19 protein-coding genes, 2 rRNA genes and 1 other annotated feature are annotated in these 20,449 nt (G+C 43.4%); all 21 genes read left to right on the top strand.

Translation table 11 applies throughout. The features are described from left to right. The first annotated feature begins 69 nt into the window (after positions 1–69). The 21 genes from M1D84_RS18520 to nusG all read left to right on the top strand — a co-directional run bounded on the left by M1D84_RS18520 (position 70) and on the right by nusG (position 20,365). A 23S ribosomal RNA gene (locus M1D84_RS18520) occupies positions 70–3,000 on the top strand. Between the two features lie 61 nt (positions 3,001–3,061). Further along, positions 3,062–3,177: ribosomal RNA gene (gene rrf, locus M1D84_RS18515) — 5S ribosomal RNA — on the top strand. Positions 3,178–3,354: 177 nt separating this feature from the next. After that, positions 3,355–3,819, top strand: a complete 465-nt coding sequence (locus tag M1D84_RS18510; RefSeq protein WP_003217184.1) for a CtsR family transcriptional regulator — start codon at positions 3,355–3,357, stop codon at positions 3,817–3,819. A 14-nt stretch (positions 3,820–3,833) separates the two neighbouring features. Beyond that, positions 3,834–4,391: a UvrB/UvrC motif-containing protein gene (locus M1D84_RS18505; protein WP_024425862.1), complete on the top strand. Its 558-nt coding sequence runs from the start codon at positions 3,834–3,836 to the stop codon at positions 4,389–4,391. Between the two features lie 4 nt (positions 4,392–4,395). Next, positions 4,396–5,487: a protein arginine kinase gene (locus M1D84_RS18500; RefSeq protein ID WP_024425579.1), complete on the top strand. Its 1,092-nt coding sequence runs from the start codon at positions 4,396–4,398 to the stop codon at positions 5,485–5,487. Further along, positions 5,484–7,919 carry an ATP-dependent protease ATP-binding subunit ClpC gene (gene clpC, locus M1D84_RS18495; protein ID WP_048240170.1) on the top strand — a complete coding sequence of 812 codons (2,436 nt, stop codon included), beginning with the start codon at positions 5,484–5,486 and terminating at the stop codon, positions 7,917–7,919. Before M1D84_RS18500 ends, clpC begins: the two co-directional genes overlap by 4 nt. A gap of 93 nt (positions 7,920–8,012) precedes the next feature. Then, positions 8,013–9,392 carry a DNA repair protein RadA gene (radA, locus tag M1D84_RS18490; protein WP_025092231.1) on the top strand — a complete coding sequence of 460 codons (1,380 nt, stop codon included), beginning with the start codon at positions 8,013–8,015 and terminating at the stop codon, positions 9,390–9,392. 2 nt (positions 9,393–9,394) lie between these two features. After that, positions 9,395–10,474 carry a DNA integrity scanning diadenylate cyclase DisA gene (gene disA, locus M1D84_RS18485; protein ID WP_024425581.1) on the top strand — a complete coding sequence of 360 codons (1,080 nt, stop codon included), beginning with the start codon at positions 9,395–9,397 and terminating at the stop codon, positions 10,472–10,474. Positions 10,475–10,627: 153 nt separating this feature from the next. Then, positions 10,628–11,728: a PIN/TRAM domain-containing protein gene (locus M1D84_RS18480; protein ID WP_103132748.1), complete on the top strand. Its 1,101-nt coding sequence runs from the start codon at positions 10,628–10,630 to the stop codon at positions 11,726–11,728. Between the two features lie 13 nt (positions 11,729–11,741). Continuing rightward, complete coding sequence (gene ispD / locus M1D84_RS18475) at positions 11,742–12,431, top strand: 2-C-methyl-D-erythritol 4-phosphate cytidylyltransferase (protein ID WP_024425583.1); 690 nt, start codon at positions 11,742–11,744, stop codon at positions 12,429–12,431. A gap of 3 nt (positions 12,432–12,434) precedes the next feature. Continuing rightward, entirely contained in the window at positions 12,435–12,911 is a 477-nt protein-coding gene (gene ispF, locus M1D84_RS18470; RefSeq protein ID WP_103132747.1) for a 2-C-methyl-D-erythritol 2,4-cyclodiphosphate synthase, read from the top strand. 94 nt (positions 12,912–13,005) lie between these two features. Further along, positions 13,006–14,457 carry a glutamate--tRNA ligase gene (gene gltX, locus M1D84_RS18465; protein ID WP_133744999.1) on the top strand — a complete coding sequence of 484 codons (1,452 nt, stop codon included), beginning with the start codon at positions 13,006–13,008 and terminating at the stop codon, positions 14,455–14,457. Next, positions 14,457–14,687, top strand: a binding site (T-box leader). Its footprint overlaps the gene before it by 1 nt. Before the next feature lie 82 nt (positions 14,688–14,769). Continuing rightward, positions 14,770–15,423: a serine O-acetyltransferase gene (cysE, locus tag M1D84_RS18460; RefSeq protein WP_024425585.1), complete on the top strand. Its 654-nt coding sequence runs from the start codon at positions 14,770–14,772 to the stop codon at positions 15,421–15,423. Continuing rightward, positions 15,420–16,820: a cysteine--tRNA ligase gene (gene cysS, locus M1D84_RS18455; protein WP_024425865.1), complete on the top strand. Its 1,401-nt coding sequence runs from the start codon at positions 15,420–15,422 to the stop codon at positions 16,818–16,820. Before cysE ends, cysS begins: the two co-directional genes overlap by 4 nt. Positions 16,821–16,823: 3 nt before the next feature. Then, positions 16,824–17,255 carry a Mini-ribonuclease 3 gene (locus M1D84_RS18450; RefSeq protein ID WP_024425587.1) on the top strand — a complete coding sequence of 144 codons (432 nt, stop codon included), beginning with the start codon at positions 16,824–16,826 and terminating at the stop codon, positions 17,253–17,255. After that, positions 17,239–17,988, top strand: coding sequence for a 23S rRNA (guanosine(2251)-2'-O)-methyltransferase RlmB (gene rlmB / locus M1D84_RS18445; RefSeq protein WP_024425588.1), 750 nt, complete (start codon positions 17,239–17,241; stop codon positions 17,986–17,988). Before M1D84_RS18450 ends, rlmB begins: the two co-directional genes overlap by 17 nt. A gap of 2 nt (positions 17,989–17,990) precedes the next feature. After that, a complete protein-coding gene (gene rae1 / locus M1D84_RS18440) occupies positions 17,991–18,503 on the top strand; it encodes a ribosome-dependent mRNA decay endonuclease Rae1/YacP (protein WP_024425589.1) in 513 nt (170 codons plus the stop codon). A gap of 63 nt (positions 18,504–18,566) precedes the next feature. After that, on the top strand, positions 18,567–19,223 hold the full coding sequence (gene sigH, locus M1D84_RS18435) for an RNA polymerase sporulation sigma factor SigH (RefSeq protein WP_008345424.1): 657 nt from the start codon (positions 18,567–18,569) through the stop codon (positions 19,221–19,223). Between the two features lie 76 nt (positions 19,224–19,299). Further along, a complete protein-coding gene (gene rpmG / locus M1D84_RS18430; RefSeq protein WP_008356502.1) occupies positions 19,300–19,449 on the top strand; it encodes a 50S ribosomal protein L33 in 150 nt (49 codons plus the stop codon). 34 nt (positions 19,450–19,483) lie between these two features. Next, complete coding sequence (gene secE / locus M1D84_RS18425) at positions 19,484–19,660, top strand: preprotein translocase subunit SecE (protein WP_008345422.1); 177 nt, start codon at positions 19,484–19,486, stop codon at positions 19,658–19,660. 171 nt (positions 19,661–19,831) lie between these two features. Next, complete coding sequence (gene nusG, locus M1D84_RS18420) at positions 19,832–20,365, top strand: transcription termination/antitermination protein NusG (RefSeq protein WP_003217197.1); 534 nt, start codon at positions 19,832–19,834, stop codon at positions 20,363–20,365. Positions 20,366–20,449 lie beyond the last annotated feature (84 nt).

The raw sequence follows: 20,449 nt of genomic DNA, 5'->3' as shown, positions 1-20,449 counted from the left end.
AGTAATACATTCACATTGAATGCAATGCAAAGTTCATCACACATAGTGATTCTTTCTAAAGTAAGAAATGGTTAAGTTAGAAAGGGCGCACGGTGGATGCCTTGGCACTAGGAGCCGATGAAGGACGGGACGAACACCGATATGCTTCGGGGAGCTGTAAGCAAGCTTTGATCCGGAGATTTCCGAATGGGGAAACCCACTGCTCGTAATGGAGTAGTATCCATACTTGAATACATAGAGTATGAGAAGGCATACCCGGGGAACTGAAACATCTAAGTACCCGGAGGAAGAGAAAGCAAATGCGATTCCCTGAGTAGCGGCGAGCGAAACGGGAACAGCCCAAACCAAGAGGCTTGCCTCTTGGGGTTGTAGGACACTCTATACGGAGTTACAAAGGAATGATATAAGCGAAGAGGTCTGGAAAGGCCCGCCAAAGAAGGTAACAGCCCTGTAACTGAAATGTCGTTCTCTCCAGAGTGGATCCTGAGTACGGCGGAACACGTGAAATTCCGTCGGAATCCGGGAGGACCATCTCCCAAGGCTAAATACTCCCTAGTGACCGATAGTGAACCAGTACCGTGAGGGAAAGGTGAAAAGCACCCCGGAAGGGGAGTGAAATAGATCCTGAAACCGTGTGCCTACAAGTAGTCAGAGCCCGTTAACGGGTGATGGCGTGCCTTTTGTAGAATGAACCGGCGAGTTACGATCCCGTGCAAGGTTAAGCAGAAGATGCGGAGCCGCAGCGAAAGCGAGTCTGAATAGGGCGCATGAGTACGTGGTCGTAGACCCGAAACCAGGTGATCTACCCATGTCCAGGGTGAAGTTCAGGTAACACTGAATGGAGGCCCGAACCCACGCACGTTGAAAAGTGCGGGGATGAGGTGTGGGTAGGGGTGAAATGCCAATCGAACCTGGAGATAGCTGGTTCTCTCCGAAATAGCTTTAGGGCTAGCCTCAAGGTAAGAGTCTCGGAGGTAGAGCACTGATTGGACTAGGGGCCCCTACCGGGTTACCGAATTCAGTCAAACTCCGAATGCCGATGACTTATCCTTGGGAGTCAGACTGCGAGTGATAAGATCCGTAGTCGAAAGGGAAACAGCCCAGACCGCCAGCTAAGGTCCCAAAGTATACGTTAAGTGGAAAAGGATGTGGAGTTGCTTAGACAACCAGGATGTTGGCTTAGAAGCAGCCACCATTTAAAGAGTGCGTAATAGCTCACTGGTCGAGTGACTCTGCGCCGAAAATGTACCGGGGCTAAACGTATCACCGAAGCTGCGGACTGTTCTTACGAACAGTGGTAGGAGAGCGTTCTAAGGGCTGTGAAGCCAGACCGGAAGGACTGGTGGAGCGCTTAGAAGTGAGAATGCCGGTATGAGTAGCGAAAGACGGGTGAGAATCCCGTCCACCGAATGCCTAAGGTTTCCTGAGGAAGGCTCGTCCGCTCAGGGTTAGTCGGGACCTAAGCCGAGGCCGAAAGGCGTAGGCGATGGACAACAGGTTGATATTCCTGTACCACCTCCTCACCATTTGAGCAATGGGGGGACGCAGGAGGATAGGGTAAGCGCGGTATTGGATATCCGCGTCCAAGCAGTTAGGCTGGGAAATAGGCAAATCCGTTTCCCGTAAAGGCTGAGCTGTGATGGCGAGCGAAATTTAGTAGCGAAGTTCCTGATTCCACACTGCCAAGAAAAGCCTCTAGCGAGGTGAGAGGTGCCCGTACCGCAAACCGACACAGGTAGGCGAGGAGAGAATCCTAAGGTGATCGAGAGAACTCTCGTTAAGGAACTCGGCAAAATGACCCCGTAACTTCGGGAGAAGGGGTGCTTCTTAGGGTGTTAAAGCCCCGAGAAGCCGCAGTGAATAGGCCCAGGCGACTGTTTAGCAAAAACACAGGTCTCTGCGAAGCCGTAAGGCGAAGTATAGGGGCTGACGCCTGCCCGGTGCTGGAAGGTTAAGAGGAGCGCTTAGCGTAAGCGAAGGTGCGAATTGAAGCCCCAGTAAACGGCGGCCGTAACTATAACGGTCCTAAGGTAGCGAAATTCCTTGTCGGGTAAGTTCCGACCCGCACGAAAGGCGCAACGATCTGGGCACTGTCTCAACGAGAGACTCGGTGAAATTATAGTACCTGTGAAGATGCAGGTTACCCGCGACAGGACGGAAAGACCCCGTGGAGCTTTACTGCAGCCTGATATTGAATGTTGGTACAGCTTGTACAGGATAGGTAGGAGCCTTGGAAACCGGAGCGCTAGCTTCGGTGGAGGCATCGGTGGGATACTACCCTGGCTGTATTGACCTTCTAACCCGCTGCCCTTATCGGGCAGGGAGACAGTGTCAGGTGGGCAGTTTGACTGGGGCGGTCGCCTCCTAAAATGTAACGGAGGCGCCCAAAGGTTCCCTCAGAATGGTTGGAAATCATTCGCAGAGTGTAAAGGCACAAGGGAGCTTGACTGCGAGACCTACAAGTCGAGCAGGGACGAAAGTCGGGCTTAGTGATCCGGTGGTTCCGCATGGAAGGGCCATCGCTCAACGGATAAAAGCTACCCCGGGGATAACAGGCTTATCTCCCCCAAGAGTCCACATCGACGGGGAGGTTTGGCACCTCGATGTCGGCTCATCGCATCCTGGGGCTGTAGTCGGTCCCAAGGGTTGGGCTGTTCGCCCATTAAAGCGGTACGCGAGCTGGGTTCAGAACGTCGTGAGACAGTTCGGTCCCTATCCGTCGCGGGCGCAGGAAATTTGAGAGGAGCTGTCCTTAGTACGAGAGGACCGGGATGGACGCACCGCTGGTGTACCAGTTGTTCTGCCAAGGGCATCGCTGGGTAGCTATGTGCGGACGGGATAAGTGCTGAAAGCATCTAAGCATGAAGCCCCCCTCAAGATGAGATTTCCCATTCCGCAAGGAAGTAAGATCCCTGAAAGATGATCAGGTTGATAGGTCTGAGGTGGAAGCGTGGTGACACGTGGAGCTGACAGATACTAATAGATCGAGGACTTAACCTATATTCTAATGTGAAGCATGAACATTGTTATCTAGTTTTGAGAGAACATTCTCTCCATCAGGTTTGGTGGCGATAGCGAAGAGGTCACACCCGTTCCCATACCGAACACGGAAGTTAAGCTCTTCAGCGCCGATGGTAGTTGGGGGTTTCCCCCTGTGAGAGTAGGACGCCGCCAAGCTTCTATAAGGATCAGTTCCAGTCGGAACTGGTCTTTTTTGTGTTTTTGAGAGGTTTGATACCATATAAATGTGGAAATAATATTGTTAGTTGAGCGATTATCTTGAAAAATCGATCGAAAAAATTTATAGTAAGATTAAAGTCAAATATAGTCAAAGTCAATGGAGGAGGAGGCGGAGTGGCACAAAATATTTCTGATATCATCGAGCAGTATTTGAAGGAAGTCTTGGATCAGAACGGTCGAGAAATATTAGAAATTAAGCGCAATGAAATTGCAGATAAATTTCAATGCGTACCTTCACAAATTAACTATGTTATCAATACACGCTTTACGAGCGAGAGAGGCTATATCGTTGAAAGTAAGCGTGGCGGCGGTGGCTATATCCGCATCATTAAAGTCAAAATGAATGATGAAGTCGACTTATTGAACAACATTATTTCCCAAATATATCATCGTTTATCACAGGCTGCATCTGATCATATCATCATGCGTCTTGTTGAAAATAACATTTTATCTGAAAGAGAAGCTAAGATGATGATTAGTGTCATGGACCGTTCTGTATTGCATATTGATTTACCTGAACGTGATGAACTGCGTGCTCGGATGATGAAAGCGATGTTAAATGCTCTGAAATTAAAGTAAAGCGGGTGAAAAGATTGATTTGTCAAGAATGTAATGAGAGACCAGCCACTTTTCACTTTACGAAAGTTATAAATGGAGAAAAACAAGAAATGCACATATGTGAACAATGTGCAAAAGAAAACAGTGATTCATATGCTATGAGTGGAAACCAAGGTTTCTCGATTCACAACTTATTATCAGGCTTATTGAATATTGATCCTAGCTTCACCACAAGTGCTAACAAGGGCTCGTCTATTTTTCAAGAAGCGAAAGAAGTGGATCAATGTCCTAAGTGTGGCTTAACCTTTCAGCAGTTCAGAAAAACAGGCCGATTTGGCTGTGCAGAATGCTATCGTACATTTGATCAGTATCTGAACCCTGTTTTAAGGAAAGTCCATAGTGGAAATACAGTCCATAATGGAAAAGTCCCAAAACGAATTGCCGGCAGCCTGCATGTTCGCCGGAAACTTGAGTTAATGCAGCAAGAGCTGAAGCAGCTGATTGAACAAGAAGAGTTCGAAAAGGCAGCGGAAGTTCGAGATCAAATTCGTGCATTAGAGCATGAGCAATCTCAGCAGAGGGAGGGAGATTAACGACATGTCGCTCCAGCATTTTATTCAAGACGCTCTAAGTCAGTGGATGAAACAAAAAGGACCAGAAAGTGACATTGTTTTAAGCAGTCGTATCCGGCTAGCTCGCAATCTAGAGCATGTTCGTTTCCCAACTCAGTTTTCTCAAGCTGAAGCTGAAGCTGTTCTCCAGCAATTCGAACAAAAGTTTGCTAGCCAGGAAGTGAAGGACATTGGAAACTTTGTTCTGATTCGAATGAATGAAACGCAGCCTTTAGCAAAGAGGGTACTTGTTGAAAAGCATTTGATTAGCCCCAATTTAGCTGAATCAAGATTTGGCGGCTGTTTGCTTTCTGAAAATGAAGAAATCAGTGTGATGCTGAATGAAGAAGACCATATTCGAATCCAATGCTTATTCCCAGGTTTTCAGCTAGCCAATGCACTAAAAGCGGCTAATCAGGTAGATGACTGGATTGAAGAGCAAGTGGATTATGCGTTTTCTGAAAAGCGAGGATACTTAACAAGCTGTCCGACCAATGTAGGTACAGGTATTAGGGCTTCGGTCATGATGCATTTACCAGCATTAGCGCTCACAAGACAAATGAATCGGATTATTCCGGCCATTAATCAATTAGGTCTTGTGGTCAGAGGAATTTATGGTGAGGGCAGCGAAGCAATAGGAAACATCTTTCAAATATCAAATCAAATGACACTTGGTCAATCAGAAGAAGACATTGTAGATGACTTGAATAGTGTGACCGCTCAGCTCATTGAACAAGAGCGATCTGCACGAAAAGCTTTATATCAAACATCTAAAATTGAACTTGAGGACAGAGTGTACCGTTCCTTAGGGATTTTGGCCAATTGTCGTATGATTGAATCAAAGGAAACAGCAAAGTGTTTGTCAGATGTGCGGCTTGGAATTGATTTAGGTATCATTAAGGGGCTTTCAAGTAATATACTGAATGAACTCATGATTTTGACTCAGCCCGGCTTCCTTCAACAATATTCAGGAGGAGCCTTAGAGCCAAATGAACGAGATATAAAACGAGCAGCGATTATTAGAGAAAGGCTGCGCTTAGAAATGCATAGGAATGGACAGGAGGATGAAACGATATGATGTTTGGAAGATTCACTGAAAGAGCTCAAAAGGTATTAGCACTTGCACAAGAAGAAGCCATTCGCCTAGGCCATAAGAACATAGGTACTGAGCACATTTTACTTGGCCTTGTACGTGAAGGTGAGGGCATCGCTGCTAAAGCGTTAGAAGCACTGGGCCTTGTTTCAGATAAAATCCAAAAAGAAGTCGAAAGCTTGATTGGAAGAGGGCAAGAGGTGTCTCAAGCTATTCCTCATTATACGCCTAGAGCGAAGAAGGTCACTGAGCTTTCAATGGATGAAGCAAGAAAGCTAGGTCATTCCTATGTAGGGACAGAACATATTCTATTAGGTCTTATTCGTGAGGGAGAGGGAGTCGCTGCCCGTGTATTAAATAACCTCGGAGTGAGCTTAAATAAAGCACGTCAGCAAGTCCTGCAGCTGCTTGGAAGCAATGAAACCGGTGCATCTGCGGCAGGCTCTAATAGCAATGCAAATACACCAACACTAGATAGCTTGGCAAGAGATTTGACAGCTATTGCAAAAGAGGACAGCTTGGACCCTGTCATTGGCCGAAGCAAAGAAATTCAACGTGTCATTGAGGTCCTAAGTAGAAGAACAAAAAATAACCCTGTGCTGATTGGTGAGCCTGGTGTTGGTAAAACAGCCATCGCAGAAGGTCTTGCACAGCAAATTATTCATAACGAAGTGCCTGAAATCCTGCGCGATAAACGAGTGATGACACTGGATATGGGAACTGTTGTAGCTGGGACGAAATATCGTGGTGAATTCGAGGATCGTTTGAAAAAAGTGATGGACGAAATTCGCCAGGCAGGAAATATCATTCTCTTTATCGACGAGCTTCATACACTCATTGGTGCTGGTGGAGCAGAGGGCGCGATTGATGCGTCTAATATCTTGAAGCCATCCTTAGCACGTGGTGAGCTTCAATGTATTGGAGCGACAACGTTAGATGAGTACCGTAAATACATTGAAAAGGACGCTGCGCTTGAACGACGTTTCCAGCCAATTCAAGTAGATCAGCCGTCTGTTGATGAAAGTATTCAAATCTTAAGAGGACTTAGAGACCGGTATGAAGCACATCACCGTGTGTCTATTACAGATGAAGCGATTGAGGCGGCGGTGAAGCTGTCTGACCGTTATATTTCTGACCGATTCCTTCCAGATAAGGCGATTGATTTAATTGATGAGGCAGGTTCGAAAGTCCGTTTACGTTCGTTCACGACACCGCCTAACCTAAAAGAGTTAGAGCAAAAGTTGGATGAAGTACGCAAGGAAAAGGATGCGGCAGTTCAAAGTCAAGAATTTGAAAAAGCAGCTTCTCTTCGCGATACAGAACAGCGTTTGCGTGAAAAAGTAGAAGTGACAAAGAAATCATGGAAAGAAAAGCAGGGACAAGAGAATTCAGAGGTATCTGTAGATGATATCGCAATGGTTGTTTCCAGCTGGACGGGAGTACCTGTTTCGAAAATTGCTCAAACGGAGACAGATAAGCTTCTGAACATGGAACAATTGCTCCACTCTCGTGTGATCGGGCAGGATGAAGCCGTTGTCGCTGTAGCGAAAGCGGTGAGACGTGCACGTGCTGGCCTGAAAGATCCAAAACGTCCAATCGGCTCCTTTATCTTCTTAGGACCAACAGGGGTTGGTAAAACGGAGCTTGCAAGAGCACTCGCTGAGTCTATTTTCGGTGATGAAGAAGCAATGATCCGTATTGATATGTCTGAATACATGGAGAAACACTCTACATCCAGACTTGTTGGGTCACCTCCAGGCTATGTGGGTTATGATGAAGGTGGACAGCTGACTGAAAAAGTGAGAAGAAAACCTTATTCTGTCGTTCTTTTAGACGAGATTGAAAAGGCTCATCCAGATGTATTTAATATCTTACTGCAAGTGTTAGAAGATGGTCGTCTGACTGATTCTAAAGGGCGTACCGTTGACTTTAGAAATACGATTTTGATCATGACTTCAAACGTTGGAGCTAGTGAGCTGAAGCGCAATAAATATGTTGGCTTTAACGTGCAGGATGAAGGTCAAAATTACAAGGATATGAAAGGCAAAGTGATGGGCGAGTTGAAACGTGCGTTTAGACCTGAGTTTATCAACCGTATTGATGAAATCATTGTCTTCCACTCGCTTGAGAAGAAACATCTCAAAGAGATCGTGTCTCTCATGTCTGATCAATTGACAAAACGATTAAAAGAACAAGACCTATCAATTGAATTGACGGAAGCAGCAAAAGCGAAGATTGCCGACGAAGGTGTTGATCTTGAGTACGGTGCGCGTCCGTTAAGACGAGCGATTCAAAAGCATGTAGAAGATCGACTTTCTGAGGAGCTTCTGAAGGGGAATATTGAAAAAGGTCAACATATCGTATTAGATGTGGAAGATGGAGAAATTGTCGTAAAAGCGACGGCTGCTACGAACTAATATAGTAAGAAAAAAGTGTGAGGCATACCAGCAAGGTGTATGCCTCCCTTTACTTATTTTCTGACCAGTATAAGGAGTTGTATTCTTCAATCTATGGCTAAGACAAAATCAAAATTTATATGCCAATCGTGCGGTTATGAGTCAGCCAAATGGATGGGGAAATGTCCAGGCTGCGGCACGTGGAACAGTATGACAGAAGAGGTCGTTCGCAAAGAGCCGGCAAACCGTCGAAGTGCTTTTAATCATTCTGTTCAAACCATTCAAAAACCTTCACCTATATCTGCAATTGAAACATCCGAAGAACCCCGAATTAAAACAAATTTAGAAGAATTTAACCGAGTATTAGGAAGTGGAATTGTCAAAGGTTCTCTTGTTCTCATCGGCGGAGATCCCGGGATTGGGAAGTCCACATTGTTATTACAAGTATCAGCGCAGCTCTCAGACAAAAATCAGAATGTGTTATACATATCTGGTGAGGAGTCCATTAAACAAACGAAGCTAAGGGCGGACCGCCTTGGCATTGAAAGCGCCTCTTTACATGTTTTGGCTGAAACCGATATGGAGTATATAACGTCTGCTATACAGGAGATGAAACCTGCTTTTGTTGTGGTGGATTCGATTCAAACCGTTTATCAAAGCGATATTACGTCAGCTCCCGGCTCTGTATCTCAAGTTAGGGAATGTACAGCACAGCTGATGAAGATTGCCAAAACAAATGGCATTCCTATTTTTATCGTTGGTCACGTGACCAAAGAAGGCTCGATCGCAGGTCCACGCCTTTTAGAGCATATGGTGGACACCGTTCTTTATTTTGAAGGCGAGCGTCATCATACGTTTCGTATTTTACGGGCGGTCAAAAACCGATTTGGTTCAACGAATGAATTGGGAATTTTTGAAATGAGAGAGGAAGGACTCACGGAAGTATTAAACCCATCAGAAATCTTTTTAGAAGAGCGGTCGGCAGGTGTATCTGGTTCGTGTGTTGTTGCCTCAATGGAAGGAACAAGACCCGTACTTGTCGAGATACAGGCATTAATTTCCCCGACAAGCTTTGGGAATCCGCGAAGAATGGCCACTGGCCTTGATCATAATCGAGTATCGCTGCTCATGGCAGTTTTAGAAAAACGCGTGGGGCTGCTGCTGCAAAACCAAGATGCCTATTTAAAGGTCGCAGGCGGTGTGAAGCTTGACGAACCGGCGATTGACTTAGCTATTGCCGTCAGTATTGCATCAAGCTTTAAAGATGCAGCGCCGCATCAAGCGGATTGCTTTATAGGAGAGGTCGGTCTGACGGGAGAAGTCAGAAGAGTATCAAGAATTGAACAGCGAGTGCAGGAAGCTGCAAAACTAGGATTTAAGCGAATGTTTATTCCTCAGGCGAATATAGACGGATGGAAAAAGCCGAGAGGGATTGAGTTAGTTGGTGTAGAAAATGTAGCGGAGGCACTTCGAATTTCACTAGGGGGATCATAGAAATGGAAAAAGAGAAAAAAGGAGCGAGAGAACTCGATCTCTTAGATATTGTACAGTTTGTGGCACCAGGAACACCTCTGCGGGCAGGGATTGAAAACGTCCTGAGAGCCAATACTGGCGGTCTCATTGTTGTTGGTTATAATGACAAAGTAAAGAGTGTAGTAGATGGAGGATTTCACATTAATTCAGCCTTCTCCCCAGCACATTTATATGAATTGGCGAAGATGGATGGGGCCATTATTCTTAGCGATTCTGGTCAAAAAATCTTGTATGCGAATACACAACTGATGCCAGATGCAACCATTCATTCATCGGAAACAGGCATGAGGCACCGGACGGCTGAACGTGTAGCAAAGCAGACAGGCTGCTTAATTATTGCTATTTCTGAACGGAGGAACGTCATTACCTTATACCAAGGGAATCGTCGTTATACGCTGAAAGATATTGGCTTTATTTTAACAAAGGCTAATCAAGCCATTCAAACACTTGAGAAATATAAAACGATTTTAGATCATGCCATTTCTGCGTTAAGCGCCCTAGAATTCGAAGAGCTTGTGACCTTTGGGGATGTATTATCCGTGCTGCACCGCTACGAAATGGTACTCAGAATCAAAAATGAAATCAATATGTATATCAAAGAGCTTGGAACAGAGGGACACTTGATCCGTCTGCAGGTCAATGAATTGATTACAGATATGGAGCAGGAAGCGGCTTTATTTATTAAAGATTACGTGAAAGAAAAGATTAAAGATCCGTATGTGCTGCTTAAACAACTTCAAGATATGTCGAGCTTTGAGCTTTTAGATGATTCCATTTTGTACAAGTTACTTGGATATCCAGCTTCTACAAATATTGACGAATATGTGTACACAAGAGGATACAGATTGCTCCATAAAATCCCTAGACTGCCAATGCCAATCGTCGAAAATGTGGTTGAAGCATTCGGTGTGCTAGATCGAATTATGGAAGCAGATGTACAAGAATTGGATGAAGTAGAAGGAATTGGAGAAGTAAGAGCGAAAAAGATAAAAAAAGGATTAAAAAGGTTACAAGAAAAACATTATATCGATCGTCAGCTTTAAGAAGAGAAATTTTCTTCTACTACGGTTAAAAATGGATGAATATGGGTATATTAATGATGGTTTTGTTTTCTGTTGCTCATGATAGGAAACTTAAACATATATCAATGTCAGATGAAGGTGGATTGACAGATGAAAAATAAAGGAGGTGAAGGTATGTTAAAAAGAATCGTTCAGGCGTTTTTTATCATTTTGGGTGCAGTTGTGGGGATTTTTATCATTCCAGAGTTATTTCTGCTTTTAAATGTAAAGGACATACCTTTCATAACAAATGCTTACTCTTCAGCACTAATAGGAGCCGTTGTGTTCTTCATCATTGGTAAATGGTGCACAGGTTATGTGGTAAATTGGGTGAAATGGATCGAGGATTCTCTATTGAAGGCGCCTCTTCCTGATCTTATATCTGGAAGTTTCGGATTAGTATTTGGACTTATTCTAGCATATCTTATTGTAAACGTGATCCCGCTAAACAATATCCCATATCATATTTTTGGTACCATTATTCCGATTTTCCTGGCTTTCTTTTTAGGATACCTTGGGTTTCAGGTAGGCTTTAAGAAGAAGGATGAAATGATAGGGCTGTTCTCCCGATCTGCAAAGGTCACAAAGAAAAAAGGATCAGCTGATGATGAACCTGAAATAGAAGATAAAAAGCTGAAAATTTTAGACACAAGTGTTATCATTGATGGAAGAATCGCAGATATTTGCCAAACTGGATTCTTAGAAGGTGTCATGGTCATTCCTCAATTTGTACTCGAGGAATTACAGCATATTGCAGACTCTTCAGATGTATTAAAGAGAAATAGAGGCCGAAGAGGGCTTGATATTTTAAATCGTATTCAAAAAGAATTGGATATCAAAGTTGAAATTTACGAAGGTGACTTCGAAGACATTCAAGAGGTTGATAGCAAGCTTGTGAAGCTGGCGAAATTAACTTCAGGTGTTGTTGTGACCAATGATTTTAATTTAAATAAAGTATGCGAACTTCAAAAAGTAGCAGTGTTAAACATCAATGATCTAGCCAATGCCGTTAAGCCGGTTGTACTGCCTGGGGAAGAAATGAAGGTACAGGTCATCAAAGATGGGAAAGAGCATAACCAAGGTGTTGCTTACTTAGATGACGGGACGATGATTGTGGTCGAGGAAGGACGCAATTACATTGGAAAAGACATTGACGTGCTCGTCACAAGTGTGTTGCAGACTGCTGCTGGAAGAATGATTTTTGCGAAGCCAAAACTTCTGGAGAAGGCGCTCTAAAGGGAGAACGAACATGTATTATGAAGTAGTTATTCCGGCTGCGGGGCAGGGGAAACGAATGAAGGCCGGCCGCAATAAGCTTTTTATTGAGCTGAAAAGAATGCCGGTCATCATTCATACACTAAAGGTGTTTGACGCTCATGCACAATGCAAACGAATGATCCTAGCGATCAATGAAGAGGAGCGTCAAGACTTTGAAAGGCTACTCAAGGTACACGCTTTTCAAACGCCTGTTTCACTTGTCACTGGCGGTGAAGAACGTCAGCAAAGTGTATACGAAGGATTAAAGGCTGTGAAAGATGCGGACATCGTGCTTGTTCATGATGGGGCAAGGCCTTTTATTAAGCATACACAGATTGACTTGCTCGTTAAAGCGGCGATTGAAAAAGGCTCCGCAGTTGTAGCGGTACCAGTGAAAGACACAATCAAACGCGTTCAAGAAGGCAAAGTGGAACAAACCATTGAACGTCAGAGCTTGTGGGCAGTCCAGACCCCACAAGCTTTTCGTCATTCTATTTTAAAAGAGGCGCATGAATATGCGGAGCGGACAGGCTTCCTTGGAACAGACGACGCCAGTCTTGTTGAACAATTACAAGGTGAGAATGTGTATATTGTCCAAGGAGACTATACCAATATTAAGCTGACAACACCGGATGATTTATTGGTTGCCAAGGCAATTATGGATGCGGAAAGAGGGTACTAGATCATGTTGAGAATAGGACAAGGTTTTGATGTACATCAATTAACAGAGGGAAGACCTCTAATTATCGGCGGGGTCGCCATCCCTTATGAAAAGGGACTGCTAGGGCATTCAGATGCTGACGTACTGCTTCACACAGTGGCAGATGCATGCCTGGGTGCGATTGCTGAAGGAGATATCGGCAGACATTTCCCAGACACAGATCCTGAGTTTAAGGATGCAGATTCTTTTAAATTATTGCAGCATGTGTGGGCACTTGTGAAAGAAAAGGGCTACACTCTTGTGAATATTGACTGCACCATCATGGCGCAAAAGCCAAAAATGGCACCTTACATACAACCAATGTGTGAGAAAATTGCAGAAGCGCTTGAGGCAGATGTCACACAGGTGAATGTCAAAGCAACAACGACAGAGAAACTCGGATTTACAGGAAGAGGAGAAGGAATTGCCTCTCAGGCAACAGTGCTTCTTCAGAAAAAGTAAAATCCATTTTGATGAGAATAGGTTTTGATGATAAAATACGTTTATAAAAAATTGGTGTCAGACAACATGATGCAGATGAAAGGAAGTTAAACTCATGGGAAATGAAGTGCGTGTTCGTTATGCACCGAGTCCAACTGGTCATTTACATATTGGGAATGCTAGAACGGCTCTTTTCAACTATTTGTTCGCACGCAGCCAAGGCGGCAAATTTATTATTCGAATCGAGGATACGGATCAAAAGCGTAATGTAGAAGGCGGGGAGGAAAGCCAGCTTCGCCACCTGCAATGGCTCGGTATTGATTGGGATGAGAGCATTGATAAAGATGGCGGTTACGGTCCTTATAGACAATCAGAACGTAATGATATTTACAAAAAATATTATGATGAGCTGTTAGAGAAGGACTTGGCGTATAAGTGCTATTGTACGGCAGAAGAGCTAGAGGCAGAGCGTGAAGCACAAATCGCCCGCAGTGAAATGCCTCGATATTCTGGTAAATGCAGTCATTTATCAAAAGAAGAAGAGGACAAACTGATTGCTGAAGGAAGAGAGCCAAGCATCCGCTTCCGAGTGCCAAAAGGAGAAATCATCAAATTTGACGACATGGTCAAAGGTGAAATTTCATTTGAAACAGACGGCATTGGTGACTTTGTTATTGTGAAAAAAGATGGCACGCCAACTTATAACTTTGCCGTAGCCGTGGATGATCATTTGATGAAAATGACTCACGTTCTTCGCGGAGAAGATCATATTTCAAATACCCCTAAACAAATCATGATTTTTCATGCATTTGGCTGGGATGTTCCGCTATTCGGACATATGACGTTGATTGTGAACGAGAACCGCAAGAAATTAAGTAAACGTGATGAATCAATTATTCAATTCATCGAGCAATATAAGAATTTAGGCTATTTACCTGAAGCCCTGTTTAACTTCATTGCATTACTTGGATGGTCTCCAGTAGGCGAAGAAGAGCTGTTTACAAAAGAGCAATTCATCGACATTTTCGATGTAAACCGACTTTCTAAGTCACCAGCTCTATTCGATATGCATAAACTAAAATGGGTGAACAACCAATACGTGAAAGCACTTGATCTTGATCAGGTTGTGGCACTAACACTTCCGCATCTTCAGAAAGCAGGCAAGGTAAGTGAGCAGCTGACTGAAGAAGAAAACACGTGGGTACGCAAGCTTATTTCTCTGTATCACGAACAATTAAGCTACGGAGCAGAAATTGTTGAGTTAACAGAGTTGTTCTTTAAGGAGCAAATTGAGTATAATCAAGAGGCAAAGGAAGTTCTAGCAGAGGAGCAAGTACCAGAAGTGATGGCATCTTTTGCACGTCAGCTTGAACAGCTTGAGTCTTTCACACCTGATGAAATCAAGGCTGCCATTAAAGCGGTACAAAAAGAAACAGGGCATAAAGGCAAGAAACTATTCATGCCGATTCGTGTGGCTGTCACAGGACAAACGCATGGCCCAGAACTTCCACAAAGTATTGAATTACTAGGTAAAGAAACGGTATTAAACCGCATTAAACAAATATAAGGAAATCGTTGCGAGGGAGAAGTACAATGTACTCGTCCATCACAGAAAGAGTCTCCACCGGCTGAAAGAGACTTATGGGCAGACATTGGAAATGCACCCTCAAGACCCTTGAGGAACACGTACGTTAGTATGCAAGGGCGGTACCCTCCGTTATGGGATTAAGTTGAGAAGGCTGAAAGATAAGTAGCTTTCTAAACAGAGTGGAACCGCGTTTTCAAAACGTCTCTGTCATTTGGCAGAGGCGTTTTTTATTTGTCCAAAAAAAGAGAGCAAGTCCTAAGAGAGATTCATGGGGAAGAACGGGGGGAGCATGTGTTTTTCAAAATGCTGAAAGAAGATATTGATACTGTGTTTGATCAAGATCCTGCTGCTAGAAGCTATATTGAAGTAGTGCTAACCTATTCAGGGCTTCATGCGATTTGGGCTCACCGTATTGCGCACGCATTTTATAAGCGGAAGCTGTATTTTATTGCGCGGATCATTTCTCAGGTCAGCCGCTTTTTCACAGGGGTGGAAATTCATCCGGCGGCAACCATTGGCAGGCGGTTCTTCATTGATCACGGCATGGGCGTCGTGATCGGGGAAACATGTGAAATTGGAGACAACGTCACTGTTTTCCAAGGCGTGACATTAGGGGGAACAGGGAAAGAAAAGGGAAAGCGGCATCCGACCATTTTAGATGATGCCCTCATTGCGACAGGTGCCAAGGTGCTTGGTTCTATCACGGTTGGAAAAGGGTCCAAGATTGGTGCAGGGTCGGTCGTGTTAAAAGACGTCCCAGACCATTCCACTGTTGTAGGTATACCTGGGCGAGTGGTCGTTCAAAATGGAAAGAAAATCAATCGTGATCTCAACCATCAAGATTTGCCAGATCCAGTTTCCGATCGTTTTAAAGAATTGGAACGAGAAATGGAAAAGCTAAAAGGTGAGCTGGCTTCATTGAGCAGAAAGGAAGAACAATCATGACAATCAATATTTATAATACATTGACACGTAAGAAGGAAGAATTTGTCCCGCTTGAGCCAGGAAAGGTCAAGATGTATGTGTGCGGACCAACCGTTTATAACTACATTCATATCGGAAATGCTAGACCTGCTATTGTTTATGACACTGTACGTAAGTATTTAGAATACAGCGGTTACGATGTGAACTTTGTATCAAACTTTACAGATGTGGATGATAAACTCATCAAGGCAGCCAATGAACTCGGAGAAGATGTGCCGACAATTGCTGATCGTTTTATCCAAGCCTACTTTGAAGACGTCAGTGCGCTCGGCTGCAAAAAAGCAGACCTTCACCCGCGAGTGACGGAAAACATGGATGATATCATTGCGTTTATTGCGACATTGATTGAAAAAGGCTACGCCTATGAAGCAGATGGTGACGTGTATTACAGCACACGCTCATTTGAAGGTTATGGAAAGCTTTCTCACCAATCAATTGATGAACTGAAGACAGGTGCTCGTATTCGTGTAGGTGAAAAGAAACGAGATGCGCTGGACTTTGCCCTTTGGAAGGCTGCAAAGGATCAGGAAATCTCTTGGGATAGCCCGTGGGGCAAAGGACGCCCAGGCTGGCACATCGAATGCTCGGCAATGGTCAAAAAATATTTAGGTGATACGATCGACATTCATGCTGGCGGACAGGATTTAACATTCCCTCACCATGAGAATGAAATTGCCCAATCTGAGGCTTTGACAGGGAAGCCTTTTGCGAAATATTGGATGCATAACGGGTATATTAATATCGATAATGAGAAAATGTCAAAATCACTTGGCAACTTTGTGCTCGTGCATGACATTGTGAAAGAACAAGATCCTGATGTGCTCCGCTTCTTTATGTTGTCGGTTCACTATCGCCACCCAATTAACTACTCAATGGATTTATTAGAAAGTACAAAGAGTGCGTTTAACCGACTCAAGACATCGTATGCGAATTTACATCACCGTCTTGAGAGCAGTACGAATATCACGGAAGACAATGCGGAATGGCTGGAAAAAATTGAAGAGCAGCGTGCGACATTTATTTCTGAAATGAATGATGACTTCAATACGGCAAATGCGATCTCTGTTTTATTCGAATTAGCGAAACAGGCGAATTATTATATGGAAAATGATCATACTTCGGAGGAAGTGATCAAGGCATTTATCGGCTTGTTCCAAGAAATTACGTCTGTTCTCGGCTTCTCATTAGAAGAAAAGCACACGCTTGATGAAGAGGTAGAAGCGTTAATTGAAAAACGCAATGAAGCTAGAAGAAATCGTGACTTTGCCCTATCTGATCAAATTCGTGATCAATTAAAGAACATGAATATTGTGTTGGAGGACACTCCTCAAGGTACTCGCTGGAAAAGAGGAGAATAGGCAATGTTGAATTTTGAAAAGCTGAAAGACGGTAAACAGCTGAACGGACTTGCGCTGGCTTATATGGGTGATGCCATTTTTGAAGTATATGTGAGGCATCACCTCCTCCAAACGGGGGCGACAAAACCAAATGAGCTGCACAAACGAGCAAGCAAAATTGTTTCAGCTAAATCACAGGCTGCTATTTTATTTACGCTTCAGCAGCAAGGCTTTTTCACTGAAGCAGAAGAAGCGGTGCTGAAAAGAGGAAGAAACGCAAAATCAGGCACAGTGCCTAAAAACACAGACGTTCAAACGTATCGTTATAGTACAGCGTTTGAAGCGCTTATGGGATATTTATTTATCGAAAAGCAGGACGAACGCTTAGAAGAGCTGATTGGTCAGGCGATTGAAATCGGAACGTCAGGGAGGAAGACAAATGAGTCAGCAACATGATTATGTCATTGGGAAAAATGCAGTGATTGAGACACTGAAGTCAGATCGGGAGTTATACAAGCTCTGGATGGCGGAAAACACTGTAAAAGGACAAGCCCAGCAGGTCATTGAACTCGCTAAAAAGCAAAATATCACCATTCAGTATGTTCCGAGGAAAAAGCTTGATCAAATGGTTACAGGTCAGCACCAGGGAATCGTTGCACAAGTAGCAGCATATGAATATGCAGAATTGGACGATCTGTATCAAATCGCTGAAAAGCGGAATGAACAGCCTTTCTTTCTGATTTTAGATGAAATTGAAGACCCGCATAATTTAGGATCTATTATGCGTACGGCAGATGCTGTAGGTGCACATGGGATTGTCATTCCGAAAAGGAGAGCGGTCGGTCTAACAACAACAGTTGCTAAGGCATCCACTGGAGCAATTGAGCATATTCCTGTTGCAAAAGTGACCAATCTTTCAAGAGCCCTTGATGAAATGAAAGAAAGAGGAATCTGGGTTGCGGGAACAGATGCGTCTGCTAAACAGGATTACAGACAATTTGATGGCACAATGCCGCTGGCTCTTGTGATTGGCAGTGAAGGAAAAGGAATTGGCCGATTGATTAAAGAAAAGTGTGATTTTCTGATTAAACTGCCTATGGCCGGGAAGGTTACTTCGTTAAACGCATCAGTTGCGGCTGGTCTATTGATGTATGAAGTGTATCGAAAACGTTATCCGTTAGGAGAATAGAGATGGATATCCTCTTAGTCGATGGATACAACATGATAGGTGCATGGCCTCAGCTGCAGCACTTAAAGGAAAACAGCTTTGAAGAAGCCAGAGACGTGCTGATTCAACATTTAGCAGAATATCAAGCCTACACAGGGTATCGAGTCATTGTCGTATTCGATGCCCATATGGTCAAAGGAATTGAAAAAAAGCGGACTAACCACCGAGTAGAGGTCATCTTTACGAGAGAGAATGAAACGGCGGATGAGCGGATTGAAAAGCTGGCGCAGGATTTGAATAATATCCGGACGCAAATTCATGTGGCAACCTCAGATTTTACGGAACAATGGGCTATTTTTGGACAAGGAGCTCTTCGGAAGTCGGCTCGTGAGCTTTTAAGAGAGATTGAAGTGATAGAACGAAAGATTGAAACGAGGGTCAAAAAGATTACTTCTGATAAACCGGCATCTAAGATTGAATTGTCAGAAGATGTATTGAAAACGTTTGAAAAATGGCGGCGCGGGAATCTGGAATAGCTTGACGATATTTCAACCATTAATGTATAATATTTCTATCTAGGTGCGGTCGGGGGGATCGAAGTGAATCTAAACAACAGCAAGGGTAAGTCCATCAGAGAGCAATTTTGCCAGTTGGAAGATGAACAAGTCATTGAAAGGGTTCATGTCGGAGATAGTGATGCGCTAGATTATTTAATAACGAAATACCGCAATTTTGTACGTGCGAAAGCAAGATCTTATTTCTTGATAGGAGCGGATCGAGAGGACATTGTCCAAGAGGGAATGATCGGACTTTATAAGTCTATCCGCGATTTCAGAGAGGACAAGCTTACTTCATTTAAGGCTTTTGCAGAATTATGTATTACCCGCCAAATTATCACCGCAATTAAAACAGCTACTCGCCAAAAACATATCCCGTTAAATTCCTATGTATCATTAGACAAGCCGATCTACGATGAAGAATCGGACAGAACATTATTGGATGTCATTTCCGGTGCTAAAGCGCTTAACCCAGAAGACTTAATCATTAGCAAAGAAGAATTTGATGATATCGAAATGAAGATGGGTGAACTGCTAAGCGAGCTGGAAAGAAAGGTACTTGTGCTGTATCTTGATGGCAGATCCTATCAGGAGATTTCGGAAGATTTAAACCGTCATGTGAAATCAATTGATAACGCACTCCAAAGAGTAAAGAGAAAATTAGAGAAATATTTAGAGCTTCGCGAGATTAGTCTCTAATCAAACCTATATTGACAGCTTTTTCGACACTGTGATAAGGTACTAATGAAATGATGTCGAGAAAATAGGTGTAAATATGAGGAAAAAGATTACTCTAGCCTGTAAAGACTGCGGAAGCCGCAATTATACGACAATGAAAAGTGTTGCTTCAGCAGCTGAAAGATTAGAAGTTAAGAAATATTGCAAGACTTGTAATTCACATAAAACACATTTAGAAACGAAGTAAGATTTGCGTTCTTTAATCTGTGGAGGTCTTTTACATGCGTATTATCAGTTTCTTAAAAAGTGTCGGAAAAGAAATGAAAAAGGTCAGCTGGCCAAAGAAGAACGAAATGGTCCGCTACACAATCACTGTTATTTTAACAGTCGTATTCTTTGCCATCTTTTTCTCTTTTCTTGATATAGGAATCTCACAATTAATCGAATTAATTCATTAATACTTGAATAATGGTCTGCTGAACGTGCTATAATAGATCATAATATGACTTGCCAAAAAACCCGTTTTACGGGTTTTTTCAATTGCTTGAAAATATTTACCGTTACTCGAGATTCGTCAAATAGACATTATGAAATGTGGGGAGGGAAGGACTAAATAGTCCTGAACGAAAATGGAAAAGAATTGGTATGTTGTGCATACGTACTCTGGCTATGAAAACAAAGTAAAAGCGAATTTGGAAAAGCGTGTTGAATCAATGGGCATGCAGGATAAAATCTTCCGCGTCGTCGTACCAGAAGAAGAAGAAACGGATATTAAAAATGGTAAGAAAAAAGTCGTCAAAAAGAAAGTATTCCCTGGCTATGTCCTAGTGGAAATCGTGATGACTGACGACTCTTGGTATGTTGTTCGTAATACACCAGGTGTCACTGGATTCGTTGGATCAGCTGGATCAGGCTCAAAGCCGACTGCACTGCTGCCAGGCGAAGCCGAAACCATTCTGAAGAGAATGGGACTTGAAGAACGCAAAACAGAAATCGACTTTGAACTGAAAGAAACAGTTAAGGTCATCGATGGACCATTTGCTAACTTCACTGGATCGATTGAAGAAATTGATTACGATAAAAGCAAAGTCAAAGTATTCGTTAATATGTTTGGTAGAGAAACACCTGTTGAACTTGAGTTCACACAGATCGATAAATTGTAATTTAAAAGAGCTTGAAATGAGTGTATAGAAGTGGTAATATAGCAAAGGTACGTCTTGAGTTCACTCAAGATCGCTAGCTAGTTA

It is taken from the genome of Bacillus sp. PK5-006, from assembly GCF_054161415.1.
Note: the sequence above shows the minus strand (reverse complement) of the source record. Positions and strands in the feature narration are given on the sequence as shown.